24 protein-coding genes and 1 pseudogene are annotated in these 24,697 nt (G+C 41.5%); 22 read left to right on the top strand and 3 right to left on the bottom strand.

What is annotated here, in order from left to right:
* Nucleotides 1–187: 187 nt before the first annotated feature.
* From OK344_RS03180 to OK344_RS03135, 10 genes are all read left to right on the top strand, one after another.
* On the top strand, nucleotides 188–751 hold the full coding sequence (locus OK344_RS03180) for a helix-turn-helix domain-containing protein (protein ID WP_265143409.1): 564 nt from the start codon (nucleotides 188–190) through the stop codon (nucleotides 749–751).
* 90 nt (nucleotides 752–841) lie between these two features.
* The gene (locus OK344_RS03175) at nucleotides 842–3,253 is read left to right on the top strand and encodes a heavy metal translocating P-type ATPase (protein ID WP_265143408.1); all 2,412 of its coding nucleotides are present in this window, start codon (nucleotides 842–844) and stop codon (nucleotides 3,251–3,253) included.
* An 88-nt stretch (nucleotides 3,254–3,341) separates the two neighbouring features.
* Entirely contained in the window at nucleotides 3,342–4,298 is a 957-nt protein-coding gene (locus OK344_RS03170) for a cation diffusion facilitator family transporter (protein WP_265143407.1), read from the top strand.
* A 50-nt stretch (nucleotides 4,299–4,348) separates the two neighbouring features.
* Complete coding sequence (locus OK344_RS03165; RefSeq protein ID WP_265143406.1) at nucleotides 4,349–4,738, top strand: hypothetical protein; 390 nt, start codon at nucleotides 4,349–4,351, stop codon at nucleotides 4,736–4,738.
* 244 nt (nucleotides 4,739–4,982) lie between these two features.
* A complete protein-coding gene (locus tag OK344_RS03160; protein ID WP_265143405.1) occupies nucleotides 4,983–5,387 on the top strand; it encodes a hypothetical protein in 405 nt (134 codons plus the stop codon).
* Between the two features lie 170 nt (nucleotides 5,388–5,557).
* The gene (locus tag OK344_RS03155) at nucleotides 5,558–5,902 is read left to right on the top strand and encodes a four-helix bundle copper-binding protein (protein WP_207025714.1); all 345 of its coding nucleotides are present in this window, start codon (nucleotides 5,558–5,560) and stop codon (nucleotides 5,900–5,902) included.
* A 165-nt stretch (nucleotides 5,903–6,067) separates the two neighbouring features.
* Complete coding sequence (locus tag OK344_RS03150; RefSeq protein WP_265143404.1) at nucleotides 6,068–6,577, top strand: plastocyanin/azurin family copper-binding protein; 510 nt, start codon at nucleotides 6,068–6,070, stop codon at nucleotides 6,575–6,577.
* 108 nt (nucleotides 6,578–6,685) lie between these two features.
* Nucleotides 6,686–6,931 carry a heavy-metal-associated domain-containing protein gene (locus OK344_RS03145; protein WP_207025712.1) on the top strand — a complete coding sequence of 82 codons (246 nt, stop codon included), beginning with the start codon at nucleotides 6,686–6,688 and terminating at the stop codon, nucleotides 6,929–6,931.
* 107 nt (nucleotides 6,932–7,038) lie between these two features.
* A complete protein-coding gene (locus tag OK344_RS03140) occupies nucleotides 7,039–7,455 on the top strand; it encodes a hypothetical protein (RefSeq protein ID WP_207025711.1) in 417 nt (138 codons plus the stop codon).
* Nucleotides 7,456–7,564: 109 nt separating this feature from the next.
* Entirely contained in the window at nucleotides 7,565–8,635 is a 1,071-nt protein-coding gene (locus OK344_RS03135) for a flavin reductase family protein (RefSeq protein ID WP_265143402.1), read from the top strand.
* Nucleotides 8,636–8,699: 64 nt separating this feature from the next.
* On the opposite strand, the gene OK344_RS03130 is transcribed toward OK344_RS03135, so the two are convergent.
* Both OK344_RS03130 and OK344_RS03125 read right to left on the bottom strand, forming a co-directional pair.
* Nucleotides 8,700–9,011, bottom strand: a complete 312-nt coding sequence (locus tag OK344_RS03130) for a hypothetical protein (RefSeq protein WP_265143401.1) — start codon at nucleotides 9,009–9,011, stop codon at nucleotides 8,700–8,702.
* A gap of 45 nt (nucleotides 9,012–9,056) precedes the next feature.
* Complete coding sequence (locus OK344_RS03125) at nucleotides 9,057–9,323, bottom strand: hypothetical protein (RefSeq protein WP_101726713.1); 267 nt, start codon at nucleotides 9,321–9,323, stop codon at nucleotides 9,057–9,059.
* Between the two features lie 206 nt (nucleotides 9,324–9,529).
* Here OK344_RS03125 and OK344_RS03120 point away from each other — a divergent pair, with 206 nt between their 5' ends.
* From OK344_RS03120 to OK344_RS03100, 5 genes and pseudogenes are all read left to right on the top strand, one after another.
* Nucleotides 9,530–10,105 (top strand): helix-turn-helix domain-containing protein, encoded by a 576-nt coding sequence (locus OK344_RS03120; RefSeq protein WP_265143400.1) that lies wholly within the window; start codon nucleotides 9,530–9,532, stop codon nucleotides 10,103–10,105.
* Nucleotides 10,106–10,468: 363 nt separating this feature from the next.
* Nucleotides 10,469–11,419: pseudogene (locus OK344_RS03115) on the top strand (efflux RND transporter periplasmic adaptor subunit); the annotation flags it as partial.
* 3 nt (nucleotides 11,420–11,422) lie between these two features.
* Nucleotides 11,423–14,548 (top strand): efflux RND transporter permease subunit, encoded by a 3,126-nt coding sequence (locus tag OK344_RS03110; protein WP_265143399.1) that lies wholly within the window; start codon nucleotides 11,423–11,425, stop codon nucleotides 14,546–14,548.
* 9 nt (nucleotides 14,549–14,557) lie between these two features.
* Nucleotides 14,558–15,853, top strand: coding sequence for a TolC family protein (locus OK344_RS03105; protein ID WP_265143398.1), 1,296 nt, complete (start codon nucleotides 14,558–14,560; stop codon nucleotides 15,851–15,853).
* 81 nt (nucleotides 15,854–15,934) lie between these two features.
* Entirely contained in the window at nucleotides 15,935–16,498 is a 564-nt protein-coding gene (locus OK344_RS03100; protein ID WP_265143397.1) for a DUF2652 domain-containing protein, read from the top strand.
* 55 nt (nucleotides 16,499–16,553) lie between these two features.
* Here the strand turns inward: OK344_RS03100 and hppD are convergent, their stop codons facing one another.
* Nucleotides 16,554–17,714 carry a 4-hydroxyphenylpyruvate dioxygenase gene (hppD, locus tag OK344_RS03095; protein ID WP_066434350.1) on the bottom strand — a complete coding sequence of 387 codons (1,161 nt, stop codon included), beginning with the start codon at nucleotides 17,712–17,714 and terminating at the stop codon, nucleotides 16,554–16,556.
* 370 nt (nucleotides 17,715–18,084) lie between these two features.
* Here hppD and OK344_RS03090 point away from each other — a divergent pair, with 370 nt between their 5' ends.
* The 7 genes from OK344_RS03090 (at nucleotide 18,085) to OK344_RS03060 (ending at nucleotide 24,695) form a co-directional block, all read left to right on the top strand.
* A complete protein-coding gene (locus OK344_RS03090) occupies nucleotides 18,085–18,306 on the top strand; it encodes a heavy-metal-associated domain-containing protein (protein ID WP_027384830.1) in 222 nt (73 codons plus the stop codon).
* A 35-nt stretch (nucleotides 18,307–18,341) separates the two neighbouring features.
* Nucleotides 18,342–18,785, top strand: coding sequence for a DUF3347 domain-containing protein (locus OK344_RS03085; RefSeq protein ID WP_082738211.1), 444 nt, complete (start codon nucleotides 18,342–18,344; stop codon nucleotides 18,783–18,785).
* Nucleotides 18,786–18,851: 66 nt separating this feature from the next.
* Complete coding sequence (locus OK344_RS03080; RefSeq protein ID WP_265143394.1) at nucleotides 18,852–21,152, top strand: multicopper oxidase family protein; 2,301 nt, start codon at nucleotides 18,852–18,854, stop codon at nucleotides 21,150–21,152.
* 162 nt (nucleotides 21,153–21,314) lie between these two features.
* On the top strand, nucleotides 21,315–22,511 hold the full coding sequence (locus OK344_RS03075; protein WP_265143393.1) for an MFS transporter: 1,197 nt from the start codon (nucleotides 21,315–21,317) through the stop codon (nucleotides 22,509–22,511).
* Nucleotides 22,512–22,694: 183 nt separating this feature from the next.
* On the top strand, nucleotides 22,695–23,549 hold the full coding sequence (locus OK344_RS03070; RefSeq protein WP_258454290.1) for a DUF8832 domain-containing protein: 855 nt from the start codon (nucleotides 22,695–22,697) through the stop codon (nucleotides 23,547–23,549).
* Between the two features lie 115 nt (nucleotides 23,550–23,664).
* Entirely contained in the window at nucleotides 23,665–23,886 is a 222-nt protein-coding gene (locus OK344_RS03065; RefSeq protein ID WP_091520439.1) for a heavy-metal-associated domain-containing protein, read from the top strand.
* Nucleotides 23,887–24,038: 152 nt separating this feature from the next.
* Complete coding sequence (locus tag OK344_RS03060) at nucleotides 24,039–24,695, top strand: RteC domain-containing protein (protein WP_265143392.1); 657 nt, start codon at nucleotides 24,039–24,041, stop codon at nucleotides 24,693–24,695.
* The last annotated feature ends 2 nt before the right edge of the window (nucleotides 24,696–24,697 follow it).

Raw genomic sequence — 24,697 nt, 5'->3', positions numbered from 1 at the left:
ATGTTATTAATAAACAGCAATTTAACCGCCAAGATATCCCTACAATGGGGAAGATTTTGGCAGTTTTCCCTTATGAAAATACTTATCTGCATCACTTAGTCGCTCATAATCAATAAATACTTAACTTTTAATCGTAAATTTGTGATTGCGTATTGATGCAACAAAATGAATTGTGATTTAGCGAAATATGAGTACATTATTTATCAAAAATATGGTCTGCAACCGTTGCATCCTCGTAGTTCAGAACGAACTCGACAAGCTCGGTATAGTGGCTAACAATATAAAACTGGGCGAAATAATCCTTGAAAAAGATTTAACCACGACAGAGCGTGAAGCATTGGAAAATGTTTTAGACCCTTTGGGTTTTGAAGTCATCGACGACAAGAAGAGCCGGATGATTGAGAAAATAAAGAACGTTATCATTGACCTGGTGCACCATCAGGACAACGATGCGAAGACCAATCTTTCGGACGTGTTGAGCGATGCGCTGCACCACGATTATAACTACCTTAGCAACCTGTTTTCCGATATTGAGGGTACGACTATCGAAAAGTATTTTATCGCACAGAAAGTTGAAAAGATAAAAGAACTGTTGGTGTACGATGAGCTGTCGTTGAGCGAGATTGCAGACCGTATGAATTATTCGAGCGTGGCATATTTGAGCAACCAGTTTAAGAAAGTAACGGGGCTTACACCGAGCCATTTCAAGCAGATACGGGAAGACAAACGCAAGCCACTGGATAAGGTTTAAGTAAATCTTACAAATCAAACCCAGAATTTCACAATAGCAGTCCTCTTTATTGTTGCCACCTTTGCATTATGAAAATAAAGCAATCGAAATATGGCAACAAATAAAGAAACAATTTACATTCCTTTAGAGGATGTAGAAAGCGAGCACTGTGCATTAATCGTCGAAAAAGGACTTGCACAGGTAAAAGGCGTAGAAACCCATCAGGTAGAGCTAAATAACCGCAGAGCGGCTATTACCGTAAATGATAATGAGGTAGTAGGCGAAGCTGTAAAAGCAATCAAAGATTTAGGCTACGGCGTTCCGACCGTTAAACAATCCTATCCCGTTTTAGGTATGACCTGCGCATCCTGTGCAGGCAGTGCCGAAAGTATGGTAAAATACGCTCCGGGTGTGGTAAATGCCGAAGTGAATTACGGTACAGGCAATCTTACCGTCGAGTTCCTGCCAAATATGACCAATTCCGAGCAAATCAGAAAAGCGGTGCAGGACGGTGGTTATGACCTGTTACTTGAAGACGAGAACAAGCAGCAGGAAACCTTAGAAGCTATCCACGCCGAAAAATTCAGAAAACTTAAAAACAAAACCATTTGGGCGGTAATCTTATCGCTCCCGGTAGTCATTATCGGTATGTTCTTTATGGATATGCCCTACGGTAATGAAATAATGTGGGCTTTCTCCACTCCGGTAGTGCTTTGGTTAGGCAAAGACTTTTTTATCAATGCGTGGAAGCAGGCGAAACATCGTTCTGCCAATATGGACACGCTTGTAGCATTGAGTACCGGTATTGCTTACATATTCAGCGTGTTCAATATGCTGTTTATGGACTTTTGGCATCAAAGGGGTTTACACGCTCACGTCTATTTTGAAGCAGCAGCCGTTATTATCGCATTCATCCTGTTAGGTAAGCTATTGGAAGAAAAAGCCAAAGGCAACACCTCATCAGCTATTAAAAAGCTGATGGGCTTACAGCCGAAAACGGTTATCGTGATAGAAGCTGACGGAACCGAAAGACAAAAAGCTATCGAAGATGTAAACGCAGGCGACATTATTTTGGTTAAGCCGGGCGAAAAAATCGCAGTGGACGGAATGGTCGTATCGGGCAACTCGTATGTAGATGAAAGTATGCTAAGCGGCGAGCCTGTTCCGGTACTGAAAAAAGAGAACGAAAAAGTATTTGCAGGAACCATCAACCAAAAAGGCAGCTTCCAATTTAAGGCGGTAAAAGTGGGTAAAGAAACAATGCTTGCCCACATCATCAAAATGGTACAGGATGCACAGGGTAGTAAAGCTCCGGTACAAAAACTGGTAGATAAAATCGCAGGGATTTTCGTTCCCGTAGTAATCACCATTGCCATTCTTACATTTATTCTTTGGTACTTCTTAGGAGGCGACAACGGCGTAGTGCAAGGTCTTTTAGCAGCCGTTACCGTACTGGTTATAGCTTGTCCTTGTGCTTTAGGCTTAGCTACACCGACCGCTATTATGGTAGGCGTGGGTAAAGGTGCTGAAAACGGCATCCTGATTAAAGATGCCGAAAGTCTTGAATTAGCGAAAAAAGTAAATGCTATCGTACTGGATAAAACCGGAACAATTACCGAGGGAAGACCACAGGTAACAGGCATACAATGGCTGAACAATGATGATACAACTAAAGATGTTTTATTGAGTATTGAAAAGCAATCGGAGCACCCATTAGCTGAAGCCGTTGTGAAACATTTGGAGGGAGTTTCCGCCACTGCATTATCCAACTTCGATAGTATCACAGGTAAAGGCGCAAAAGCCGATTACAACAACGATACCTACTATGTAGGTAATAAAAAGCTGTTAGCCGAAAACAATATTACCATTGCCGACCAACTGCAACAGCAGGCTGACGGATGGGGCACACAGTCTAAAACCGTTATTTGGTTTGCGAACAGCAAACAAGCTCTTTCGGTAGTGGCTATTTCCGATAAAATCAAAGAAACATCGGTAGAGGCTATCAAAGAAATGCAGGATATGGGCATCGACCTGTATATGCTTACGGGAGATAACGAAGCCACTGCCAAAGCGATTGCATCACAAACAGGCATCAAGCACTACAAGGCAGAAGTATTGCCACAGCACAAAGCAGACTTTGTAAAAGAACTGCAAGCACAGGGCAAAGTAGTAGCAATGGTTGGGGACGGTATCAACGACAGTACCGCACTGGCAACAGCCGACGTAAGTATCGCAATGGGCAAAGGTTCGGATATCGCAATGGACGTGGCTAAAATGACCATCATTTCATCAGACCTGACCAAAATACCGCAGGCTATTAGATTGTCAAAACAGACCGTTGCGACCATTAAGCAAAACCTATTTTGGGCATTCATCTATAACCTTATTGGTATTCCGATTGCCGCAGGTATTCTTTACCCAATTAATGGCTTTTTATTAAACCCGATGATTGCAGGTGCAGCGATGGCTCTAAGTAGTGTTAGTGTGGTAAGTAACAGTTTACGTTTGAAGTGGAAAAAGTAAATCTTACAAATAAAACACGGAATAACGAACTAATATAAAATGTTTTGCTGCTGAAATTTGCGGCAGCGAAACAATAATAAAATAAAATATGGGACATAACCACGACCACGGGCACAGCCACTCACACAGTGCAAATAAAAAGACCCTGACCATTAGCTTGATTATCATCACAGCTTATATGGCAATAGAGGTAATCGGCGGATTACTGACCAACAGCCTTGCCTTATTAGCCGATGCAGGGCATATGTTGAGCGATGCAGTATCATTGTTCATCGCATTGATGGCATTTAAGTTCAGCAGTAAAGTAGCTGACTACGGGAAGACGTATGGCTACAAACGATTTGAAATACTTGCAGCAGTTATCAACGGCGCAACGCTGATACTGATTTCAGGCTATATTATTTACGAAGCGATAGAACGTTTTCAGAACCCACCGGAAATACAATCAAGCGGTATGCTCATTGTGGCATTCGTCGGTCTACTGGTCAATGTGCTTGTAGCCTGGATAATGATACGTGGTGCTGATGTAAAAGAAAACCTCAATATGCGTGGAGCCTACCTGCACGTTATAAGCGATATGCTGGGTTCGGTAGGTGCTATCATTGCAGCTTTACTGATTATGTTCTTCGGTTGGGGATGGGCAGACCCATTGGCAAGTGTTATCGTTTCCATACTGGTATTGCGAAGCGGTTATTATGTTACCAAATCATCGGTACATATACTGATGGAGGGAACACCGGAAAATGTGGAGGTTGAAAAGGTAACAGAAAAAATCCTGAAAACGGATGGCGTTATCGGTATGCACGACCTACATATATGGACGATTACAAGCGGCTTGAATGCACTTACCTGCCACTTGGTTGTGGATGGGAAAATGATGATTGGGGAAAGTGAAACATTGCTCCGCAAAGTCGAGCACACACTGGAACACCTGAACATCCATCACGTCACTATACAATTGGAAACGCCTGAACACAAGCACGACAATTCGATGTTGTGTACGGTAAAGGCAGACCCGTCAGGACACGACCACCATCATCATTAATCTAATTGAATACTGTTTATAACTAAGTTTTAATCTCTAAAAAAATAAAAATGAAAGTGAACAAATTATTGATAGGTGTATTCGCCTCTTTAGCAATCTTCTTAGCCTCTTGTGGTGGCGATACCAAAACTGCAAAGGACGGACACGCACACACCGAGGACGATGGACACAACCACGCAACTGAAAAAGTGGTTGATAAGCCTGCCGAAAAAATTGCAGCTAAAGACAGGAATGAAAAAGGCGAACTGATTGATGCCCACGGACACCTGATTACAGGTTGCCCAGGACATAAAGAAATGGTAGGTTCAGAGGGCGATATGTGTCCAAAGTGTGAGTATATGACAATGATACCTATCACTTGGGATATTACTGGGGTTGATACGGTAAGAGTAACAAAATTGGCTGATTATAACCCGCCTGCTGACAAACTGAAAAAATAATGTAGAACTTAGCTTTATTGCGTTTGCTAAGACGGTGGTTCCTTAAGTGGGACTGCCGTTTTTTTTTTACGCTACACCGTAAAAATTACAAATCTTAGCAGTCATATCGCACTTTAAAGCCCTTAGCTTGTAGGTAGATTTGTTTGTGGTTTAACGATACAGAGGGAATTTCCTAATGACGAACAATGATATAAAGAATGCGAGCCTTGTCCGCAAATCCATTAAAAACGTAAGGACAGTCTTAATGAGCAAGAGCTTAAAGGACTTGAAAATATTTGACATTATATCGGCTGCCGAAATATCAAGAAGCAAGTTCTTTAGCTTTTTTGGAAGCATTAATACGATATTAGAGTTGGTAATTTCAGAAGAACTTATAAAATGTTACCAACTCATCTCGCAAAATGTTATTGCAATTGATAGCAAAGAACTGATTACAGTTGAACTGAAGCAATTGAGGACAATTTATTTTAGAAACAATCCAATACTTTTCGACTATTATAGTAATGTAAATAAGTTACCAGACAGGTATAATGTCCTAAAAGAAGCCGTAGCACTAAAAGAACGTGAATTGTATGCTACAACTTTAGCAAGTAAAATTATTAATCTTGGCTCTTATCAGAGAGCCGAAAAGTCCACTAAGTATGAATAGCAATCAAAAAGTGATATTTACCGTTGTAAAATAATATCTTAAATATCAAGTAATCTCAAATCAGTAAATCTTACAAATTAAACAAGGAATTTTACACGAAATCATTTGTGTTAAGGTCTAATATTTGTATGATAACGGTTAATTATTCACATTTTTTAAATTTTAAGATTATGATACAAACAAAATTCCAATCTTGCATCGAAGCCTGCCTTAATTGTATTGCTCTGTGTAATCAGTGTGCCGTAGCGTGTTTAAACGAGAAAGATGTAGCACATCTTAAAAAGTGTATTCAGCTTAATCTTGAATGCGTAGCTATATGCCAGGCAGCAGCAAATGTTCTAAGCCTTGATGGTAAATTCAGCAAAGAAATTTGTAAACTGTGCATCGAAATTTGCAATGCTTGTGCCGATGAGTGCGAAGCACACGCAAATATGGGAATGGAGCACTGTAAAGAATGCGCTGAAGCGTGTAGAAAATGTGCACAGGCTTGTGAAGAAATGATTAAAGCTGCTTAATCTGTTATTATCATTGTAAAAAAAGGGGGTTTAAATAAACCCTCTTTTTTTGTGCCTTGCCAAATCAGTAAATATCACAAATCAGACAGGGAAAAGCGTAATGAGAAACTAACCTGTTGTACTGAAATTTGCACTATCAGATAACAAATAAAATCTTAAATAGAAATGAAAAAGTTAGTGTTAGCATTGTCGGTAATCGCATTTACTGCCTGTAACAACAATCAGCAAAAAGAACAGAACACACAGGAGAGTAATAAGCCTGTAACAGAAGAAACTGTTGCCCCGGTAGAAACAGGGAACGGAAACGTAATTACCATAAATGGCGGCGATGATATGAAGTTCGACAAAACCGAACTGAAAGCCAAAGCAGGCGGAACCGTAAAGCTCATCCTAAAGCACGTGGGTAAAGCACCGATTGAGGCAATGGGACACAATGTTGTCATTCTTGCCCAGGGCACGGACTTTAATGCCTTTGCTAATGCTGCGATAGATGCTAAAGACAACGGCTACATACCTAAAGGAATGGAAAACGCCGTAATCGCTAAAACAGAAATGATTGGCGGCGGGCAAACCACAGAAATTACTTTTACGGCTCCGGCTAAAGGTTCATATGATTTCTTATGCTCGTTTCCCGGTCATTACATCTATATGAAAGGCAAACTAATCGTGGAATAACACGGCGATTTCCAAATCAGTAAAAATCACAAATCTTACAAGGAATACCATAATAGTAACACCCCGTTTAATACGGAAATTTGTATAACAATAAAAAATAAGTTCAAAATGAAAAATGTAGAATTAAGCATACCAGATATGCAAAGTGCACACTGCCAGTCAAGAGTAAACGGAGCAATCAAAGACATTGACGGCATTAAAGTAGAAAAATTGGAAGCAGGAAAATTATCTGTTTCGGTTGAAAGCGATGAAGTGAAAGAAGAGTTGGTTGAGGCTATTGAAAAAGCAGGCTACAAAGTTGGCGGCGACGACAGCGAAAAGGCTTCAAGTTGTTCAACAGGATGCTGCGGATAAGTTTTGGGCAGTCCCGGAGAGTGTACACAGGTACATCTTCGGGATTTTTACCAAAGCTACACCAAAGTATGAAACAGTTAAAAACCTCGTTCCATAAATGAAAAGCTATGTTACAGAAACAAAATTCAGGCGACTGTTCGGACATAATGACGAAAGTTTGCAATGTAGCAGACCGGATAATTCAGACCCGATTGGATACAGGTATATCTGCACCGTTTGCCGTGCAGGTTACTAACGAACTTAAAACGGATTATCAACAGTTGAACAATCTGTTTCTCGTTAAATGCGATATAAGCCTTGAAATTATCTATATCAGGCGTATTATCGAAAAGGTAAAAGAGTTACTGGTGTACACCGAGCAATCGTTGTCACAAATCGCTAAAGCGTTGGGCTATCAGAAGCCAACTGAACTATCCGAGCAATTAATGACTTACACAGGATTAACATCTGCCCATTTTAAGCAGATACGAAAAAACAAGCTCGAAATCATCAAAAGACAACAGGAAAAGCAAAACGGACTATAATTGTCAGAACAGCAAACTTTTAAATAGAAGTCTTGATGAAACCTCGCTTTGTGTACAGAAGCAGAGGTTTTCTTTTTATCAGCAATGCAAGACAGGAAACTACCCAGGAATGAAGAAATACACGTGGCGAACACATAAAATTACAAAGGAAACAGAAGATACCATTACCCTATACTTTGACACGGAGCAGCAGGCATTTACTTACCTGCCCGGTCAGTACCTCAACATCAGGCTTACCATAAATGGCGAACTACTTATACGTTCGTATTCGTTCAGTTCGGTGCCTTCTGACGAATTTCCTGCCATTACTATCAAAAGGGTTACTGGTGGCAAGATGAGCAATTACATACTGGATAATGCATACCATATCGAAGCCTGGGAAATAGAAGCCCCCTTTGGCAGCTTTGTCTTGGAAGAGCAGATAGCAACCCAATCCCAAATCGTACTGTTGGCAGGTGGTAGCGGCATTTCGCCTTTGTTCTCAATGCTGAAAAGTATTGAAAGCAGCAGCCAAATTCCCTTACTGGTGTGCAGTAACAAAACACCGGAAGATACCATATTTTGGAATGAATTGGAAGCGATGCAGGCAGCGCAAGAACTGAATATTTGTTATTCCTTTACCGCACCCGATTTTATTTCCACCAAAATCAACCACGTTGCAGGCAGGTTTAATCTGCTTGTTTTACGTTCGGTTATTAAAAGACTTGTTGGCGAGGTTCAGGCAGCCCATTACTTCATCTGTGGACCAAATGGGCTGATGGATTTGTACCGGGATGCTTTAATTGGTTTGAACATTCCCAAAGACCATATCCATTTGGAATACTTTGACCCGGTTCCGTTGGATCCGGGCGATTTGGAAACGGACGGTATTGCCAAAGATGTGATTGTAAACTATTACGAGGATTATTACGAAAATGATGAAAAACAAACCTATGAATGCACTTCACTCATTGAGGTGCAGCCGAAGCAGTCGCTTTTGGATGCGATGAAAGAGCATCATATCAAAGTGTCAAGTTCCTGTAAGAACGGAACCTGCGGGGCTTGTTGGGCATTAAAAACAGATGGAGAAGTTAGGATGCTCCATAACGGCGCATTAACAGAACAGGATATGGCAGAGGGAATAATTTTGCTATGCCAAAGCTATCCGATGAATGCGGATGTTTGTGTTACGATACAATAACAACCTTATCATACATAGGGCAAAACGATTGCTTTGCCCTTATTTTAAATAGTAATGGGAGTTGTCAATCTTTCTTTAGTGCCAGTTTGCGGAGCATTGCCGTACTCATACTATCCGTGTAAGCTCCGTAAGCCGTAACCAAAATTCCTTTTAATCCGTCTTTCGATACAATCCCATACACCGTAGCCTCATCGCTTGGATTGCTTTCTCCCTCATAGCGATAGACCTGCTCAATTTCAAAATCATCAACAGTATATTTGTTGGCTCCACAGATTAAACAGTTCTCTTCGAGATTGAAATCCACATTATAACCTTCGCTGCGTAGGTTTTGTATCGCTACCAAAACCGTAGCATATTTGTACGTTACATTTGTCATAGTAATAGTATTTTATATTGTTGCTTATCGTTTCCGACTGTCCTGTCAGAAATCTTCTTTCAGCAGGTCTTTGAGCTTCCGGTGCTGTATGCACAATTCGGCATACATTGTTTTCAGCCTGCTGTTTTCTTCGTTTAAATTTACCAATTCTACAAGAATATCCATCCCTAAATCCTTGTATTTGTGTTTCAGTTCAAAAATGTTAGTGCCGTAAACGCCGTATTTCTCAAAAAGCTCCAGTCCGCTTTTGCCTGCGTTGTAATCTTTAAGCACCTTTAAAACCTGATGTTCGTTAATCTTTTTATTCTTCATTTTATACGGATGTTGTCTGTTACAAAATTCCGTAAGATTAGCGGGAGCAGCTATGTACTTTTCCTTGTTTAGTTTATGATATTTAATGTTGCAGCACTCGATTTCATAAAATTTCACAAAACAAAGCCGGAATATCATAATAGTTTGTCGGTGGCAAATGCAGAATTTTGACTATTGAATAAAGGAACTTATACACTTTAGAAGCTATGACACTATTAATAAAAGGAATGGTGTGCAATAGATGTACGTATGTTCTTGAACAGGAATTAACAGCTTTGGGTTTTGAGGTCTTGGATATAAAACTGGGGCAAGCCATCATAAAAGATACGGCAGACTTTTCGCAAAAGTTGGGAGCCATAAAAACGATGCTGAAAAGCATCGGCTTAGAACTGATGTACGACAAGAACCAAAAGACGATAAACAGGATAAAAGAGTTGGTGGAGAAAGGTATCACGTTGCAACTGCAAAGCGGCACTCCTACCAAATTTACAACCTTAATCAGTGGCAAGCTGCACAAGAACTACGATACATTGAGTGCCTTATTTTCTTCGGTGGAGGGAATAACACTCGAAAAGTACATCATTCATCGGAAGATTGAAAAGGTAAAAGACCTTTTGGTACATACCGAAATGTCGCTGACCGAGATTGCCCACGTACTGGGTTACAGCAGTCAGGCATACCTTTCCAACCAGTTGAAAAAACACACCGGCTTTACATCAAGCTATTTCAAGCAGGTAAAGCAGCAACAAGGGCAAAACGTTACTATGCAGATGGACGAATAGCATACTCCGCATTGAGGCTTTTTCAATCCATTCGCAGGCATTTTGCTATTTTTTAATGCGAGCATCAGAGCTACTGAAACATCAGTAGCTCTGTTTGTTTCAGGCAGATACCCACCAATCAAAGAAGTAAATTTCACAACTTTTACCCGTCATTTCGTATAGCTGCGCCTTAGCTGTAACCCGACCTTTGCCCTGTATTTAAAAGTTTAATTAAACAAAGAAGCGTAACAAAATAAATGTAAGATGAGAACAAGTAAAATTGGTTTGTTATCCCTCTTCATAATCGGAGCAGGATTGATACAGAGTTGCAAACAAAAAGAAGAAAAATAGTTAAAAGATGAGCCTCCGGTAGTCACCGTAGCCACTATCAGCAGTTCGGAAACCGAGCAATCCGTTTCCTATTCGGGTTCTATTGTACCCGACAATATGACCACCGTAAGTTTCGCCGTTCCCGGAACGATAAACAGCGTGGGCGTGAATGAGGGGCAACGTGTTAGCAAAGGACAGTTCCTTGCAAGCATTGATGCCACCGAGTACGAAGCTGCATTGCAGATTGCCAATGCCAGCTTAGACCAGAGCCAGGATGCGTTTAGAAGATTTGATGAATTGTATAAAAAAGGAAGTTTCCCTGAAAAGGACTATATCGACATCAAAACTAAAGTAGCACAGGCGGAAGCCAATAAAAAAATCAACCGCAAGCGTATTACCGACAGCCGTTTGCATTCACCGACCAATGGTATTATAACCGTTAAAACTGCCGAGGTTGGCGGTATGGCAGCACCGGGCGTTCCTGCCTTTACCATTGTAAAAACAGATATGGTATATGCACAGTTTGCCGTACCCGAAAGCGAAATCGGCAGCTTCAAACAAGGAATGCAGGTAGCCGTAAACATTCCTACACTGCAACGCAATTTCACGGGCAAAATCACTATAATCAATCCCGTAGCTGATGAAATTTCAAAAGCCTACACGCTGAAAGTTCGCTTGGACAATCCGGGTGGTGTGCTAATGCCGGGAATGATTACAGAAGTACTTGCAGGCGTTCCGGTAAAGGTTAGGCAGGTGCGTGTACCGCTTACCGCCATCATCAACAATGTAGATAAAATCCCGCACGTATATGTTGTGGATAGGAACAACACCGCTAAGCTGACAAGGGTTACAGTAGGCAAAATCGTGGGCGATGAAGTTATTATTACCGATGGTCTTAACGAGAGCCAGACAATTATCCTCGCCGGACAAAACAACGTGAAAGACGGGCAGAAAGTAAAAGCGCAAACAGCATCCGTAACCGCATCAGCCCCAAAATCTGAATAATTTATGAAAAGAAAGATAAACCTCATTGAAGCGGCAATGAAATTTCCGCAAGTACCGATAGCGATTACCGTTATTATGGTGCTTGCCGGGTTGATTTCATTAATGACGATGCCGAGAAGTGAAGACCCCCGTGTAACAGTTAGACAGGGGCTTGTCGTGGCTTTTTATCCCGGAGCCGACGAAGAACAGATAGAAAAAGAAGTAACCGACAAACTGGAACAATACCTGTTTGGTTTCGAGGAAATCAAAAAAGAAAAAACACATTCAGAGAGTAAGCCCGGACAGGTGGTGGTAACAGTCGAATTGCAGGATTATGTAAAAGACACCAAAAAATTCTGGAGCACTTTACAGCACGGTTTAGATGCCAATATGCCTCTGATAATGCCACGGGGCGTACAGGGACCGTATGTGAACAGCGACTTCGGTGATGTGGTCGTTCAAATGATTGCTGTATCAGCTCCCGGTCGTTCTTACGCCCAGTTAGAAAATTATCTGGACGAACTGGAAGACGGTATTAAGACCATTCCGCAGGTTTCCAAAATCAAGCGATACGGCGGTCAGAAGCAGCAAATATTCATTACCCTGCGTGAAGATGTATTGAAACAATACGGCTTCGGTATCAATGAAATCACAGCAACATTGAGCCAACAGAATGTAACCATTCCGAGCGGCGATATTGAGATTGACAAAAACCGTTTCCTCATTTTTACAGATGCGCAGTATCAGAATGAAAATGAAATCGGAAACCTTATTGTATATAGTTCTCCGCAGGGTGGCAATATCCGCTTGCGTGATATAGCCAAAATCGAAAGGAGATACGAAGACCTGAAAAGTAAAATTACGGTTGCGGGAAATGATGTAATGATGCTGACCGTAGAAATGCAACCCGGACAGAATATTGTCGATTTGGGAAATGCGCTGACACAAAAAGTTGCTGAAGTAAAAGAAATCCTGCCATCAGATGTGCAGGTCAACACTATTGTCGACCAACCCAAAGTGGTGGATATGAATTTGGGGCATTTCTTTATTGAGTTCGGTATTGCCATTGCCTCCGTTATCTTGGTAGTGATGCTTCTGCTACCGTTTAGAGTGGCTACAATTTCTGCTATTGCCGCACCTGTTACAATTGCCGTAACATTCGCTATCCTAAATTTACTTGGTATCGAAATGCACCAGGTTAGTTTGGCGGCAATGATTATTGTACTGGGGATGGTAGTAGATGATGCCATTATCGTAGTGGATAACTACATTGAGAAAGTGGACGAAAAAATACCGTCGTGGACTGCCGCTTGGCAAAGTGCAACGCAATTAATGGTTCCAATTTTTACTGCTACACTAACCATTGTCCTATCGTTCCTGCCGTTGGCATTTACGCTAACCGGACTAACAAGGGAGTTTGTGCAATGGATACCGATTACCGTTAGTATCGCTTTGGCGGTTTCGTTCTTGGTAGCCTTGTTCCTGACCCCATATATGTGTTACCACTTCCTGAAAAAAGGATTGAAAAAGCAAGATGATAAACCGAAAAAACGCAATTTCTTAGACAGGATGCAGGACGGTTTCGACAGGGCAATTGAGTTCTGTATGAAATGGTACAAAACCACGTTGGTAGCAGGTTTGGTTATCTTCTTCCTTTCATTCGTGGTAGGTAGTCAGGTGAAAACCGAGTTTTTCCCAATCGTTGAAAGAAACCAGTTTAACCTTGAATTGTGGATGGATAACGGTACAAATATCCACGAAACCGAAACAGCCGTTAAGAAGATAGAAAAAGAAATTGCAGGCGATAAACGAATTGTAACCACAGCGAGCTTTATAGGTACAAGCTCGCCACGTTTCTACTCCACCTACGCACCGGAGCACCCACGTGAGAACTTTGCGCAGATATTCATCAATACCACAAGCAAGGATGCCACTTCTGAAATGATTGATGAGTATGTGCAGAAATTCAACAACTACTTGCCGAACGGTTATGTACGGGTAAGGCAGTTAAGCAAGAAGCAGCAGCCCGCACCGATTGAGATACGTGTGATTGGCAAGGATATGACCGAGCAGAAAAAAGTAGCCAAACAGGTTGCGGCATTACTGGAAAATACCAAAGGCTCTAACTGGGTGCGCACCGATTATCAGAATGATTATGTAGGGCTGAAAGCCGTTGTTAAAGAAGATGTAGCCCTGCGTTTAGGCGTTAGCAAAGCGCAGATTGCGCAGGCATTGGGTGCAAAGATAAAAGGCTACCCAGTATCGCAGATGTGGGAGGGCAATAAAGCCATCGACATTGTATTGCGTACAGACGAAACCGACCGGGAAAGTCTGGATGCTTTGGGTAATATGTACATCAATTCAACATTCGGTGCTAAAGTACCTTTAAAGCAAGTGGTAGATTTACAACCGTCTTGGCATACTGGGGCTATTGTACACCGTAACGGATTAAGAACGTTAACCGTTTCTTCCGAAGCACAGTTAGGCAGAAAACCCGCAGAAGTATTTGCAGAGGTACAGCCGAAAATTGACAGCCTGAAATTACCGAAAGGCATTAAGATTGCCTACGGTGGCGAATATGAAGACGGACTGGAAAGCGGTCCCAAAATGGGAAAAGCTTTTATGATAAGTTTCGTCCTCATTTTCCTTGTCCTGTTATTCCAGTTCAAGCGTGTTGGTAAAGTATTCATTGTACTGGCTTCGTTCCCGTTGAGCTTGCTTGGTGCAATGTTAGGCTTGTTCCTTACAGGTTACGAGTTCGGGTTTATGGCAATCATCGGTATTACCGCCTTATTGGGTATTGTGGTTCGTAACGGGATTATCCTCGTTGACTATGCGGATGAACTGGTAAGCGAGCACGGTCATACAATTAGAGAAGCAGCTTTATTAGCAGCCAAAAGAAGAATGCGTCCCATCTTCCTTACCTCAATGGCGGCGGCTATCGGTTTGATACCGTTAATGGCGAGTGGCTCTCCGGAATGGGGACCGATTTCCAGTACCATTTCAATCGGTATTCTGGTATCAATGATTACTACTTTGTTTATCGTTCCAGTATTGTATTACAGGTTCGTAAAACCACCAAAAAACAAACAGTTGGATGAGCAACAAGAATTGAATGCCGATGCTCACAACCAAAAATACTTATCATAAAAAGGGATTATGTTACAGAAAAGATATAAAACAGTCATAAAGGTTTTTATATGCGGTTTCGCTCTTTTGCAGGGAACAAACAACCTCTTTGCACAACAGCAGTTAACCCTTGCGGAAAGCAAAGAACTGGCATTAAAAAACAATAACAGGATAGGCAAAGCCAAAGAAGACGTAATTGCAACCCAATCCGATAAGCTGATTGCAGATGTGGCAGGCAGACCGAAACTGGATGCTTCAGCTACCGCCTTTTACTTTGGGGAGCCATTGAATACTATGCTGCCCGAATATGGGTTTGCGCCAATGGTCAGCGTTACACAGCCGATTTATACTGGCGGTAAGATTAAGTACGGCAAGCAGATGGCAGAAACCAATATACAGATGAGCAACGCTCAACAACGATTGGTAGAAGATGAAGTATTACTGGCTACCGAAACCACTTACTGGCTTGTGGTACAGGCTAAGGAAGAAATCAAACTGGAACAGCAGGTTAAAAAGCAACTGGCTTCACATTACACATTCCTGAATAACCAGTTTGAGGCAGGATTGATTTACAAAAACGATGTGTTGCGGGCAAAGGTACTTCAGAACGAAAATGAAGCCCGTTTGCAGGCTGCGGAGAATAAACTCGTCTTATCAAAGAGAAGATTGAGCCAGTTAATCGGGACGGAAGACCCCACAGGTATAGACGTAGCCGATACGTTGAGTACGAGCGACTTTTTAAAACAGGGTGTTTTGGAAGCTGCCGATGCTAACCGTCCGGAAATTGAGTTGGCAACCAATGGCTTAAAAATGAGCGAGCTTACCAAAAGTATGCTTAAAGCAGACCTGAAACCATCGGTAGGTTTATCACTGAACGGAATGGCAGCCTTTGGAAAAGAGGGCATCAACTTCGGCGACCCTACCAAAAACCATATGCTGACTTACTTTGGTATGCTAAGCGTTAAAATTCCGGTTTTCGACTGGGGTAGCAGAAAAGAAAAAGTAAAGCAGCAGGAAGCCAACATTCGTTCGGCTGAATACGGTCTGAAAGAACTGAAAAGCCAAATCACTGTGGAGATTGAGCAAGCTACGCTTAACCTGCAATTGCAGGCGAACAACATTGTTTTAATGCAGGCATCGTTAATTGAAGCAGACGAGAACCTGAAGCTAAGTAATGACCGCTTTAAAGCCGGAACCATTACCGGGGAAGATGTACTGATAGCAGAAACGCTTTGGCAAAGAGCATACAGCAATATGTTAGATGCAAAAGTACGGTACAAGATTGCCGAAGCTGTGTACAACAAAGCTACCGGGCAGATAAAATAGTTTTATTAGAGTTTAGATATACTCAATTTGCGGGGGCGGTAATAAGCCCCTGCATTTTTAATTGAAAATACGATGAAATAAATGCAAAACGACACAGCCAGTAAAAACGGAATGTTAATGATACCCGATATTTCAGGCTTTACGGATTTCGTTATCAAATCAAATATGTTTGTTGGCAAATACATAACAGAAAGCCTGCTAAAATCAGTAATGGATAGCAATATCCTTTGCCTTGAAGTTTCCGAGGTTGAGGGTGATGCGATACTGTTTTACAAGTACCACAACCTGCCCACCTTTGAAGAAACATTGATGCAGATAGAACAGATGTACAACGATTTTCAAAAGGAATGCCAACGCCTGGCATCGCAACTTGCAATCGAAATCCCTTTATCATTGAAAATAATTGTACACTACGGGGAGTTTACCAAATACAAAATAGGGAAATTCGAAAAGCTCTATGGCGCACCAGTGGTAGAAGCGCATAAGATGCTCAAAAACCATATTGCGGAATACCCGCCCTATGCCTTGTTTTCGGATGCTTTTTTAAAAGCCAACTTCGACTATCCCGAAAAATCAACTTTAGAATACGATAAGTGCGACGATTGTAAGTACCTGCCCGCAATAGGTTACATACATTATTTATAAAAAAGAGGCTGTTTCAATTGAAACAGCCTCTTTGTATAAGAAAGGGAATGAGTGTTTATAATGTACCTCTGCGCTCCTGCTCCCTTTCAATAGACTGGAACAATGCTTTAAAGTTTCCTGCTCCGAAACCTCTTGCACCCATTCTTTGGATGACCTCAAAGAAAAATGTAGGACGGTCTTCAACTGGTTTGGTAAAGATTTGTAACAAATAGCCCTCTTCGTCCGCATCAATCAGAATACCCAACTCCTGCAATTCCTTGATATCTTCTTTAAAGCGGTGCATATGCGCTTTTAAGCGTTCAGGAATGGCATCATAATACGCTTGTGGCGGTCTTGACAGAAATTCAACCCCTCTTGATTTCAGGTCGTTTACGGTCTTTACAATATCATCCGTAGTTACGGCAATATGCTGAACGCCCTCGCCCTCGTAAAATTCAAGGTATTCTTCAATCTGTGATTTCTTTTTGCCCTCTGCGGGTTCGTTTATCGGGAATTTTATTCTGCCGTTACCGTTTGCCATTACTTTAGACATCAGGGCAGAATATTCGGTAGAAACCTGCTTATCATCGAATGACAGGAAGTTCTCAAATCCCATTACATCCTCAAACCATTTTACCCAGGTGTCCATTTGGTTCCAGTCCACATTGCCCACCATATGGTCAATATATTTTAGTCCCGCAGGCGCAGGGTTATATTCGGTTTCCCATTGCTCATAGCCCGGCATAAATATACCGTTGTAGTTTTTGCGTTCGGTAAACATAAAAATCGTTTCGCCATACGCATAAATGCCCGATTGTACCACTTCGCCGTTTTCATCGGTAGTTACAGTTGGTTCCATATAGGCTTTAGCACCTCTTTTCGTGGTTTCTTCAAAGGCTTTGCGGGCATCTTCTACCCAAAGACCCACTACTTTGATGCCGTCGCCGTGCTTCTTTACGTGTCCGTTAATTTCGGAATTAGAGCGCATCCCGGTCGTTAATACCAGTCTCACTTTGTCCTGCTTTACCACGTAAGAAGCCCTGTCCTGTAAGCCTGTTTCCAGTCCGGCATACGCCAACGACTGAAACCCGAAAGCTGATTTGTAATAGTGAGCAGCCTGTTTCGCATTGCCTACATAAAATTCCACGTAGTCTGTTCCTAAAATCGGTAAAAAATCTTGTGCGCCCTCGAATATCTTATCCAAGCCATATTCGACGTTCTTTAAATCGTTTGTCATTATATATGATTTTTAAAAATTATGTTATGTGTGATTTTGCAATAAAGATTGTTGCACAAAGAAGATTTGTGCAATCGTGTTGGGGTTGGGAACCCGAAGCTACAACATAGCCCGATGCAAAACGGAGAGAAAGGTTTTGATAGCCATTTTATAAAACAGTTAGCGTTATACTTCGATAAAAGTATTCCGCTTATTCTGAACGAGCACTATAATCAGTAAAAGTCATAAAACAAAGCCGGAATATTACAAGCGGAACCGTTTTTGAAATGCAATCAGTAAATATCATAAATCAAACAAGGAATTTCACAAACAGCTTAGCGCATTATCTACCGATTTTTGTATCAGCAAAAACAAATAAAAGTTCAAGACAATGGAAAGCAAAAATCTTCAATTCAAGACAAACCTTAATTGCAGCAACTGTGTATCAAAAGTGCAGGCAGATTTAGATAACGCAGGCGGTATCTGCGAATGGAACGTTGATACGACCAACGCCGATAAAATCCTGACTGTAAAAGCAGAGGGCATTACCGAAGACGAGGTTGTCGCCATCATCAAGAAAAAAGGGTTTAAAGCTGAACCCATTTCAGAATAATCAGCCATTCACTCATTATTAAAAAGGATAAAAAAATGAAAAAGTTAATAGTAGCAATGACCGTAATGTTGTTTGGATTTTCTGCCTTTGCGCAAAATACAGGCAACCTGCTGAACAACTACATCAGCGTAAAAAATGCTTTGGTAAGCAGCGATAGTAAAGCGGCAAGCACCGCCATTAGCGCACTGAACGAAGCCGTTAAGAGCGAGGGCGATTTTGCACAGAAAGCAGAATTGCAGAAAGCCACCGACAAATTAAGTAAGGCAGGTAACAACCTTGAAAAGCAAAGAGCCGCTTTCAACGAAGTATCAACCGTACTGTGGAAAGTGGTAAAATCATCAGACAAAGTAAACCAACCCGTTTACTACCAATATTGCCCGATGAAAAAAGCATATTGGTTAAGCAAAGAAAAGGAGATTAAAAATCCTTACTACGGTTCTTCTATGCTTACTTGTGGTAAAGTTACCGAAACTAAATAATAACCCACAAAGGCATTGCTCAATGGGCAATGCCTTTTAATCTTTATAACCAATGCGATTTTTAAAATGGATAATCAAAAATTTCTTTACAAAAAGCTGTTGCCGCTAACCCTGTTGGCAATCTTTATATCACAAGTCAGCATTGCACAAAAGGTAGTTCATTACGACCTGTATGTAAAAGATACGCTTGTAAATTATGCGGGCAAGGAAAAGAGGGCAATTGCTGTAAACGGGCAAATCCCGATGCCCACGCTTGAATTTACAGAGGGCGACACGGCAGAAATCGTAGTGCATAACCAGTTAAAAGAAAGTACATCCCTGCACTGGCACGGCTTGTTCCTGCCGAATAAGGAAGACGGCGTACCTTTCTTAACGCAAATGCCGATTGAGCCGGGCGCAACTTATACTTACCGATTTCCGATTATTCAGAACGGAACGCATTGGTATCACTCACATTCGGGATTGCAGGAACAGATTGGAATGTACGGCAGCTTTATAATGCGCAAAAGGGCTGATGATAAAACATTTAGGAAAGGAATTGACGATTTACCGGAAATTCCCATAATGCTAAGCGAATGGACGAACCTGAAGCCCGAAAATGTACACCGTATGCTGCACGCAGCAAGCGACTGGTTTGCGATAAGGAAAGGCGCAACACAAAGCTACGCCGAAGCCATTAGAAGCGGAAAATTCAAAACCAAGCTGAACAACGAATGGAAGCGTATGTTGGCAATGGACGTGAGCGATGTGTATTACGACCGTGTAATGATGAACGGTAATCATCATACCGATTTAAAAAGCATTGACGGCAAGCCCTTAAAAGCAGGCGATAAAGTACGTTTACGCATTTCCAATGGGGGTGCATCGTCTTACTTTTGGCTGCGCTATGCAGGCGGTAAAATTACCGTAGTGGCGAGTGATGGCAACGATGTGGAGCCTGTGGAAGTGGACAGGCTGATTATTGCTGTATCGGAAACTTACGATGTGGTTGTTACCATTCCCGAGGACGGCAAAGCCTTTGAATTTATGGCAACCACCGAAGACCGTACCCAATCCACAAGCTATTTTATTGGCAACGGTACAAAACAATTGGTCGGGGAAATGCCACGCCTGAAATATTTTGAGGGTATGCAAATGATGAACGATATGATGAAGATGAACGGCGACCTGGAAGATATGGGAATGAATATGAGCCTGAACCAAATGGATATGAACGTAGTGATGTACCCGGAGATTACAGGCGAGGAAAAGAGCAAAAAAAACAAGGGTACAGCACCGTCTATGGAGCATCACGGCGACCATAAGATGAATAGCGACGAAGACCCCAACCGTTATAATGCTAATGCGTTGAGCGACATTAAAACGCTCAATTACGCAATGTTGAAATCGCCGCATAATACCACGCTTCCGGCTGATGCCCCGGTTAAGGAACTGAAATTTACCTTAACGGGAAATATGAACCGTTACGTTTGGAGTATGGATAACAAGGTTTTGGCAGAAACAGATAAGATACCTGTTAAAAAAGGCGAAGTATTGAGGATTACGATTTATAATAACTCAATGATGCGCCACCCGATACACCTGCACGGTTTTGATTTCAGGGTGCTGAATGAGCACGGCGAAAATGCACCGATGAAAAACATCATCGACATTATGCCGATGGAAACCGATACGATAGAGTTCCTTGCGAATACCGAGGGTGATTGGTTTTTCCATTGTCATATCCTGTATCATATGATGGCAGGTATGAATAGGGTTTTCGCTGTGGATGATTACAAAAATCCGTATTTACCCAATAAGGAAAAAGCATATAAAATGTTGCAGCGTGAAAGCAATATGCCACATTTGATGGCTCAAAGTGATTTTGCGACCAATGGTATTGACGGAGAAGCAATGTTGATGAACGCCCGTTACAGTTTGGGTACGGAATGGCGTTTAGGCTATAATGATATGCACGGCTATGAAGTGGAAACGCATTTGGGACGTTACATTGGTAAAATGCAATGGCTGATGCCTTTTGTCGGCTTCGACTGGCGATACCGCAGAATGGGAATAGACGAGCACGAGAAAAACCTCTTCGGACAGGTTAATAAAAAGGACAACAGGGCTGCTGTGAGTTTAGGGGTAATGTACACCTTACCGATGTTGGTTAATGTACAGGCAGAAGTTTACCACGATGGTATTTTCAGGGTTTCATTGATGCGGGAGGATATACCTATTTCCAGACGGTTAAGAGCCGGGTTTATGGTCAATACCGATTTGGAGTATATGGCAGACCTGCGGTACATCCTGACAAGGCATATCGGTATCAGGGCGCACTATGATAGTGATATGGGCTTTGGTGCAGGGCTTTCGCTCAATTACTAAAAGAGCTATTCAAAGAACAAGTAAAGGTTGTAGCGATTACGCTATGACCTTTTTGCATTTACAATACCGGGCTAAATCAGTAAACCTCACAAATCAAACAAGAAATATCACAATAGACAGCCCGAAGCAAATTGCCAATTTTGTATCATAAATTTTAAGATTATGACAGCAAAAATAAAATGGAACAACGTGTATCTTCTGTTTACCTCACAGGCGCTGTTTCAGACTGCATCCATATTGGTCATTACGCTTTCGGGTCTGGTAGGCTTACAAATGGCTCCCGATAAAAACCTGGCGACCTTGCCACTGGCAATGATTACCGTAGGTACGGCAGGTATGATGATACCCGCATCCCTCATCATTAGAAAATTAGGTCAGCGCAATGCCTTTATGATAGGTACGCTGATAGGCGTTTTGTCGGGTTTGCTTTCGTGGTACGCCATTATCCAAAATTCCTTTTGGCTGTTTTCAGTAGGTAATATGCTCATTGGTGCTTATCAGGGCTTTTCGCAATACTACCGTTTTGCGGCGGCAGATGCCGTTCCTGACAATGCGAAAAGCAAGGCAATTTCTTTCGTTATTGCGGGTGGCGTTGTTGCGGCTTTCGCCGGACCCAACTTAGCGAGGTTTACACAGCATTTAGGGGCGGTTCCTTACGCTTATTCCTACTTTTCCATTATCCTGTTAAGCGTGGTCGCTTTGGGCGTTATTTCCTTTCTAAAGCTGCAAAGAACATCTGCGGTACAAACCAAGGAAGCAGTTAAGAAAGTTCGCCCGTTAAAAGAAATCATTAAGAATAAAGATACCATCCTTGCAATACTGGCATCATCTACCGCATTTGCCGTAATGGGAATGTCTATGACCGTTACACCGATAGCGATGCATAGTGTAGGACATTCGTCAGATAGTTCAGCAACGGTTATCCAATGGCACGTATTGGGTATGTTCCTGCCTTCGTTCTTTACAGGTATGCTCATTCAGAAATTCGGTATTTACCGTATCATTATTTCAGGCTTGGCGATTTTGTCCCTGTACATCGTTATTGCCGTGATGGGAACAGGCTTTGTACATTTCGTTTCCGCATTGTTTATTGTGGGCTTAGGTTGGAACTTCCTGTTTATCGGTGGTTCATCCTTGCTAACCAAAGTGTACAGACCTGAAGAGAAAGAAAAAACGCAGGCTTTCCACGATTTCACGGTTTTTGCAGTAATCAGTATAGCGAGCTTCTTCGCAGGCGGCTTGTTTAATTACTGGGGTTGGAACGGCGTAAACATTGCATTGATACCGATGCTTATCATCACATTGATAGTCGTTATCAGGATTGTTATGAGCCAAAAGAACAGCGTTAGCAATCAGTAAAAATCGTAAATCAAACAAAGAATATCACAATAGATACAACCCATTTAATACGGAAATTTGTATTGTAGTAAGAGATATAGATAAGTGAATAATTTAAAAACCATATTGCTAAGCACGTTTGTTTCACTGGCAGCCTTATCTGCCTGTAACAATTCGGAAATTAATAATAAAAAATCAGAGGATATGAATACACATCAGCACGCAAATCACGACAGCGCATACGCTTGTCCGATGCACCCGGAAGTAACAGGAAACAAAGGCGATAAATGCCCTAAATGTGGTATGGCTTTGACACCTGTTAACAATAAGAAAAGCCAGTTTGACGTAAAAGTGGCTGCCGACCCGCAAAATGTCCAAACAGGCAAACCGACAAACTTATCCATTGCCGTTACAAAACACGGTAAAAATGTACCGTTGGAAGTAGTGCACGAAATGAAAATGCACCTTTTGGTGGTGAATGAGGAGCTGACCTGGTTTGACCATATCCACCCCGAAGAACAGGCAGACGGTTCTTACAAGGTTTCAGAAACATTCCCGGAAGCAGGCAAATACCTGTTATTTACGGACTACAAACCGAACGGAGCCGAGGGAGAGGTCAATAAGCAAACCATTGACGTAAAAGGTACGGCATCAGCCCAAACCACCGAGTTAAAAACAAAGTTGGTTTCAACCGTAGATGGTTTTACGGTAACGCTGCTTAACGGCGAGGATTTCAAAACAAACAGAAATCAGGGCTTGCAATTTTCAGTAGAAAAGGAGGGCAAGAAATTAGCTGAAGAGGATATGCAGAACTATCTCGGAGCGACTGCCCATATCGTAATGATAAGCAAAGCCGATAAGGATTTTCTACATATACACCCCGTTTCAAAAGAAAATTTCCCAATCTATGCCGAAACGCTTATCAAAAAAGCGGGGCTTTACAGAGTATGGGTACAGTTCAAAATAGACAACGTGGTGCATACGGCAGATTTCACGATTACCGTATCAGAGGGAGAAAAATCGGAAGAAGACCACAGCCATCACGCCCACAAACATTAATAGTCCGCAAAACAGTAAATGTCACAAATTAAACCCAGAATATCACAATAGCAGGCTTAGGGATTATATTGAATTTTGTGGCAGTTCAAAAAATATTAAATAAAGTTTAAAAAATATGGAAAATACAGAATTTCAGTTCAAGACCAATCTTAATTGTGGTGGTTGTGTATCAAAGGTAAAAGCGGATTTGGATAGTGCGGACGGTATCTGCGAATGGAATGTAGATACAGCTAACAATGACAAAATTCTAACCGTAAAATCAGAGGGCATAACACAAGATGAAATAGTTGCCATCGTTAAGAAAAAAGGCTTTAAAGCAGAACCATTAGCGGTTTAATCTCTTAGCCCTATCCTGTTTCTAATAAAGGATAGGGCTTTCTCGTACCCTTTCAATACATATTAAAATGAGGCAATTTATTGTGGGCTATCTGCAATTGCTGCCTCATTTTATACTTTTTAATTGGTTTCACACTTTAAATTCCGGTTCCGATGATAGATTATTGCCAAACTATAATAAGCGAATTAGACGATAGAATAAATGAATTGACCTATGAGCCGAGTAATTCACTGGTATCGTATGAAAATGCTATTGGACTGGTCTTACAGAAACTTGAAGAGATAAAGAAATACATTAAGAAAAATGGCTTTAAAGATGATGAAGAGGAAATACTATTTTTCAAGCAGTTAAAACCGCAGTTGGTTTCTAAGCTCATCTACTTCAATTCGATTTACAAGATTGAAACCAAAAGACCACGTGGAGGGGATAAAACCATCAAGAAATATCTTAATGTAGAGCTTTCCAAAATCAAACGATATTTCGATGCCAATCTGGAATTTTACAAGTATTATAGAACCAACAGCACCCACCTCGACAATAAATTCTTTTTGCGTGGCAAGCACGATATAAAGTTAAGTTTAGACACGTATTATTTTGAAGCCGACCATAATTTCACAACATCCCACGATTACAAGGTTGCCAAGATTATTGCCAACGATTTGATACAGGTTTATCTTGAAGACCAGTTGAGTAATAACAATCAGAGAAAGCTATTTGAAACCACACCTTTGAACTGGACGGGCAGCAAAACTTCACTCATTGAATTGATTTATCCCAAATTCCGCAATAGAAAAAAAAGAGTATTTTAGTA

It is taken from the genome of Kaistella yananensis (assembly GCF_026107505.2).
Lineage (GTDB): Bacteria > Bacteroidota > Bacteroidia > Flavobacteriales > Weeksellaceae > Kaistella > Kaistella yananensis.
This window is presented reverse-complemented; position numbering and strand designations above follow the sequence as displayed.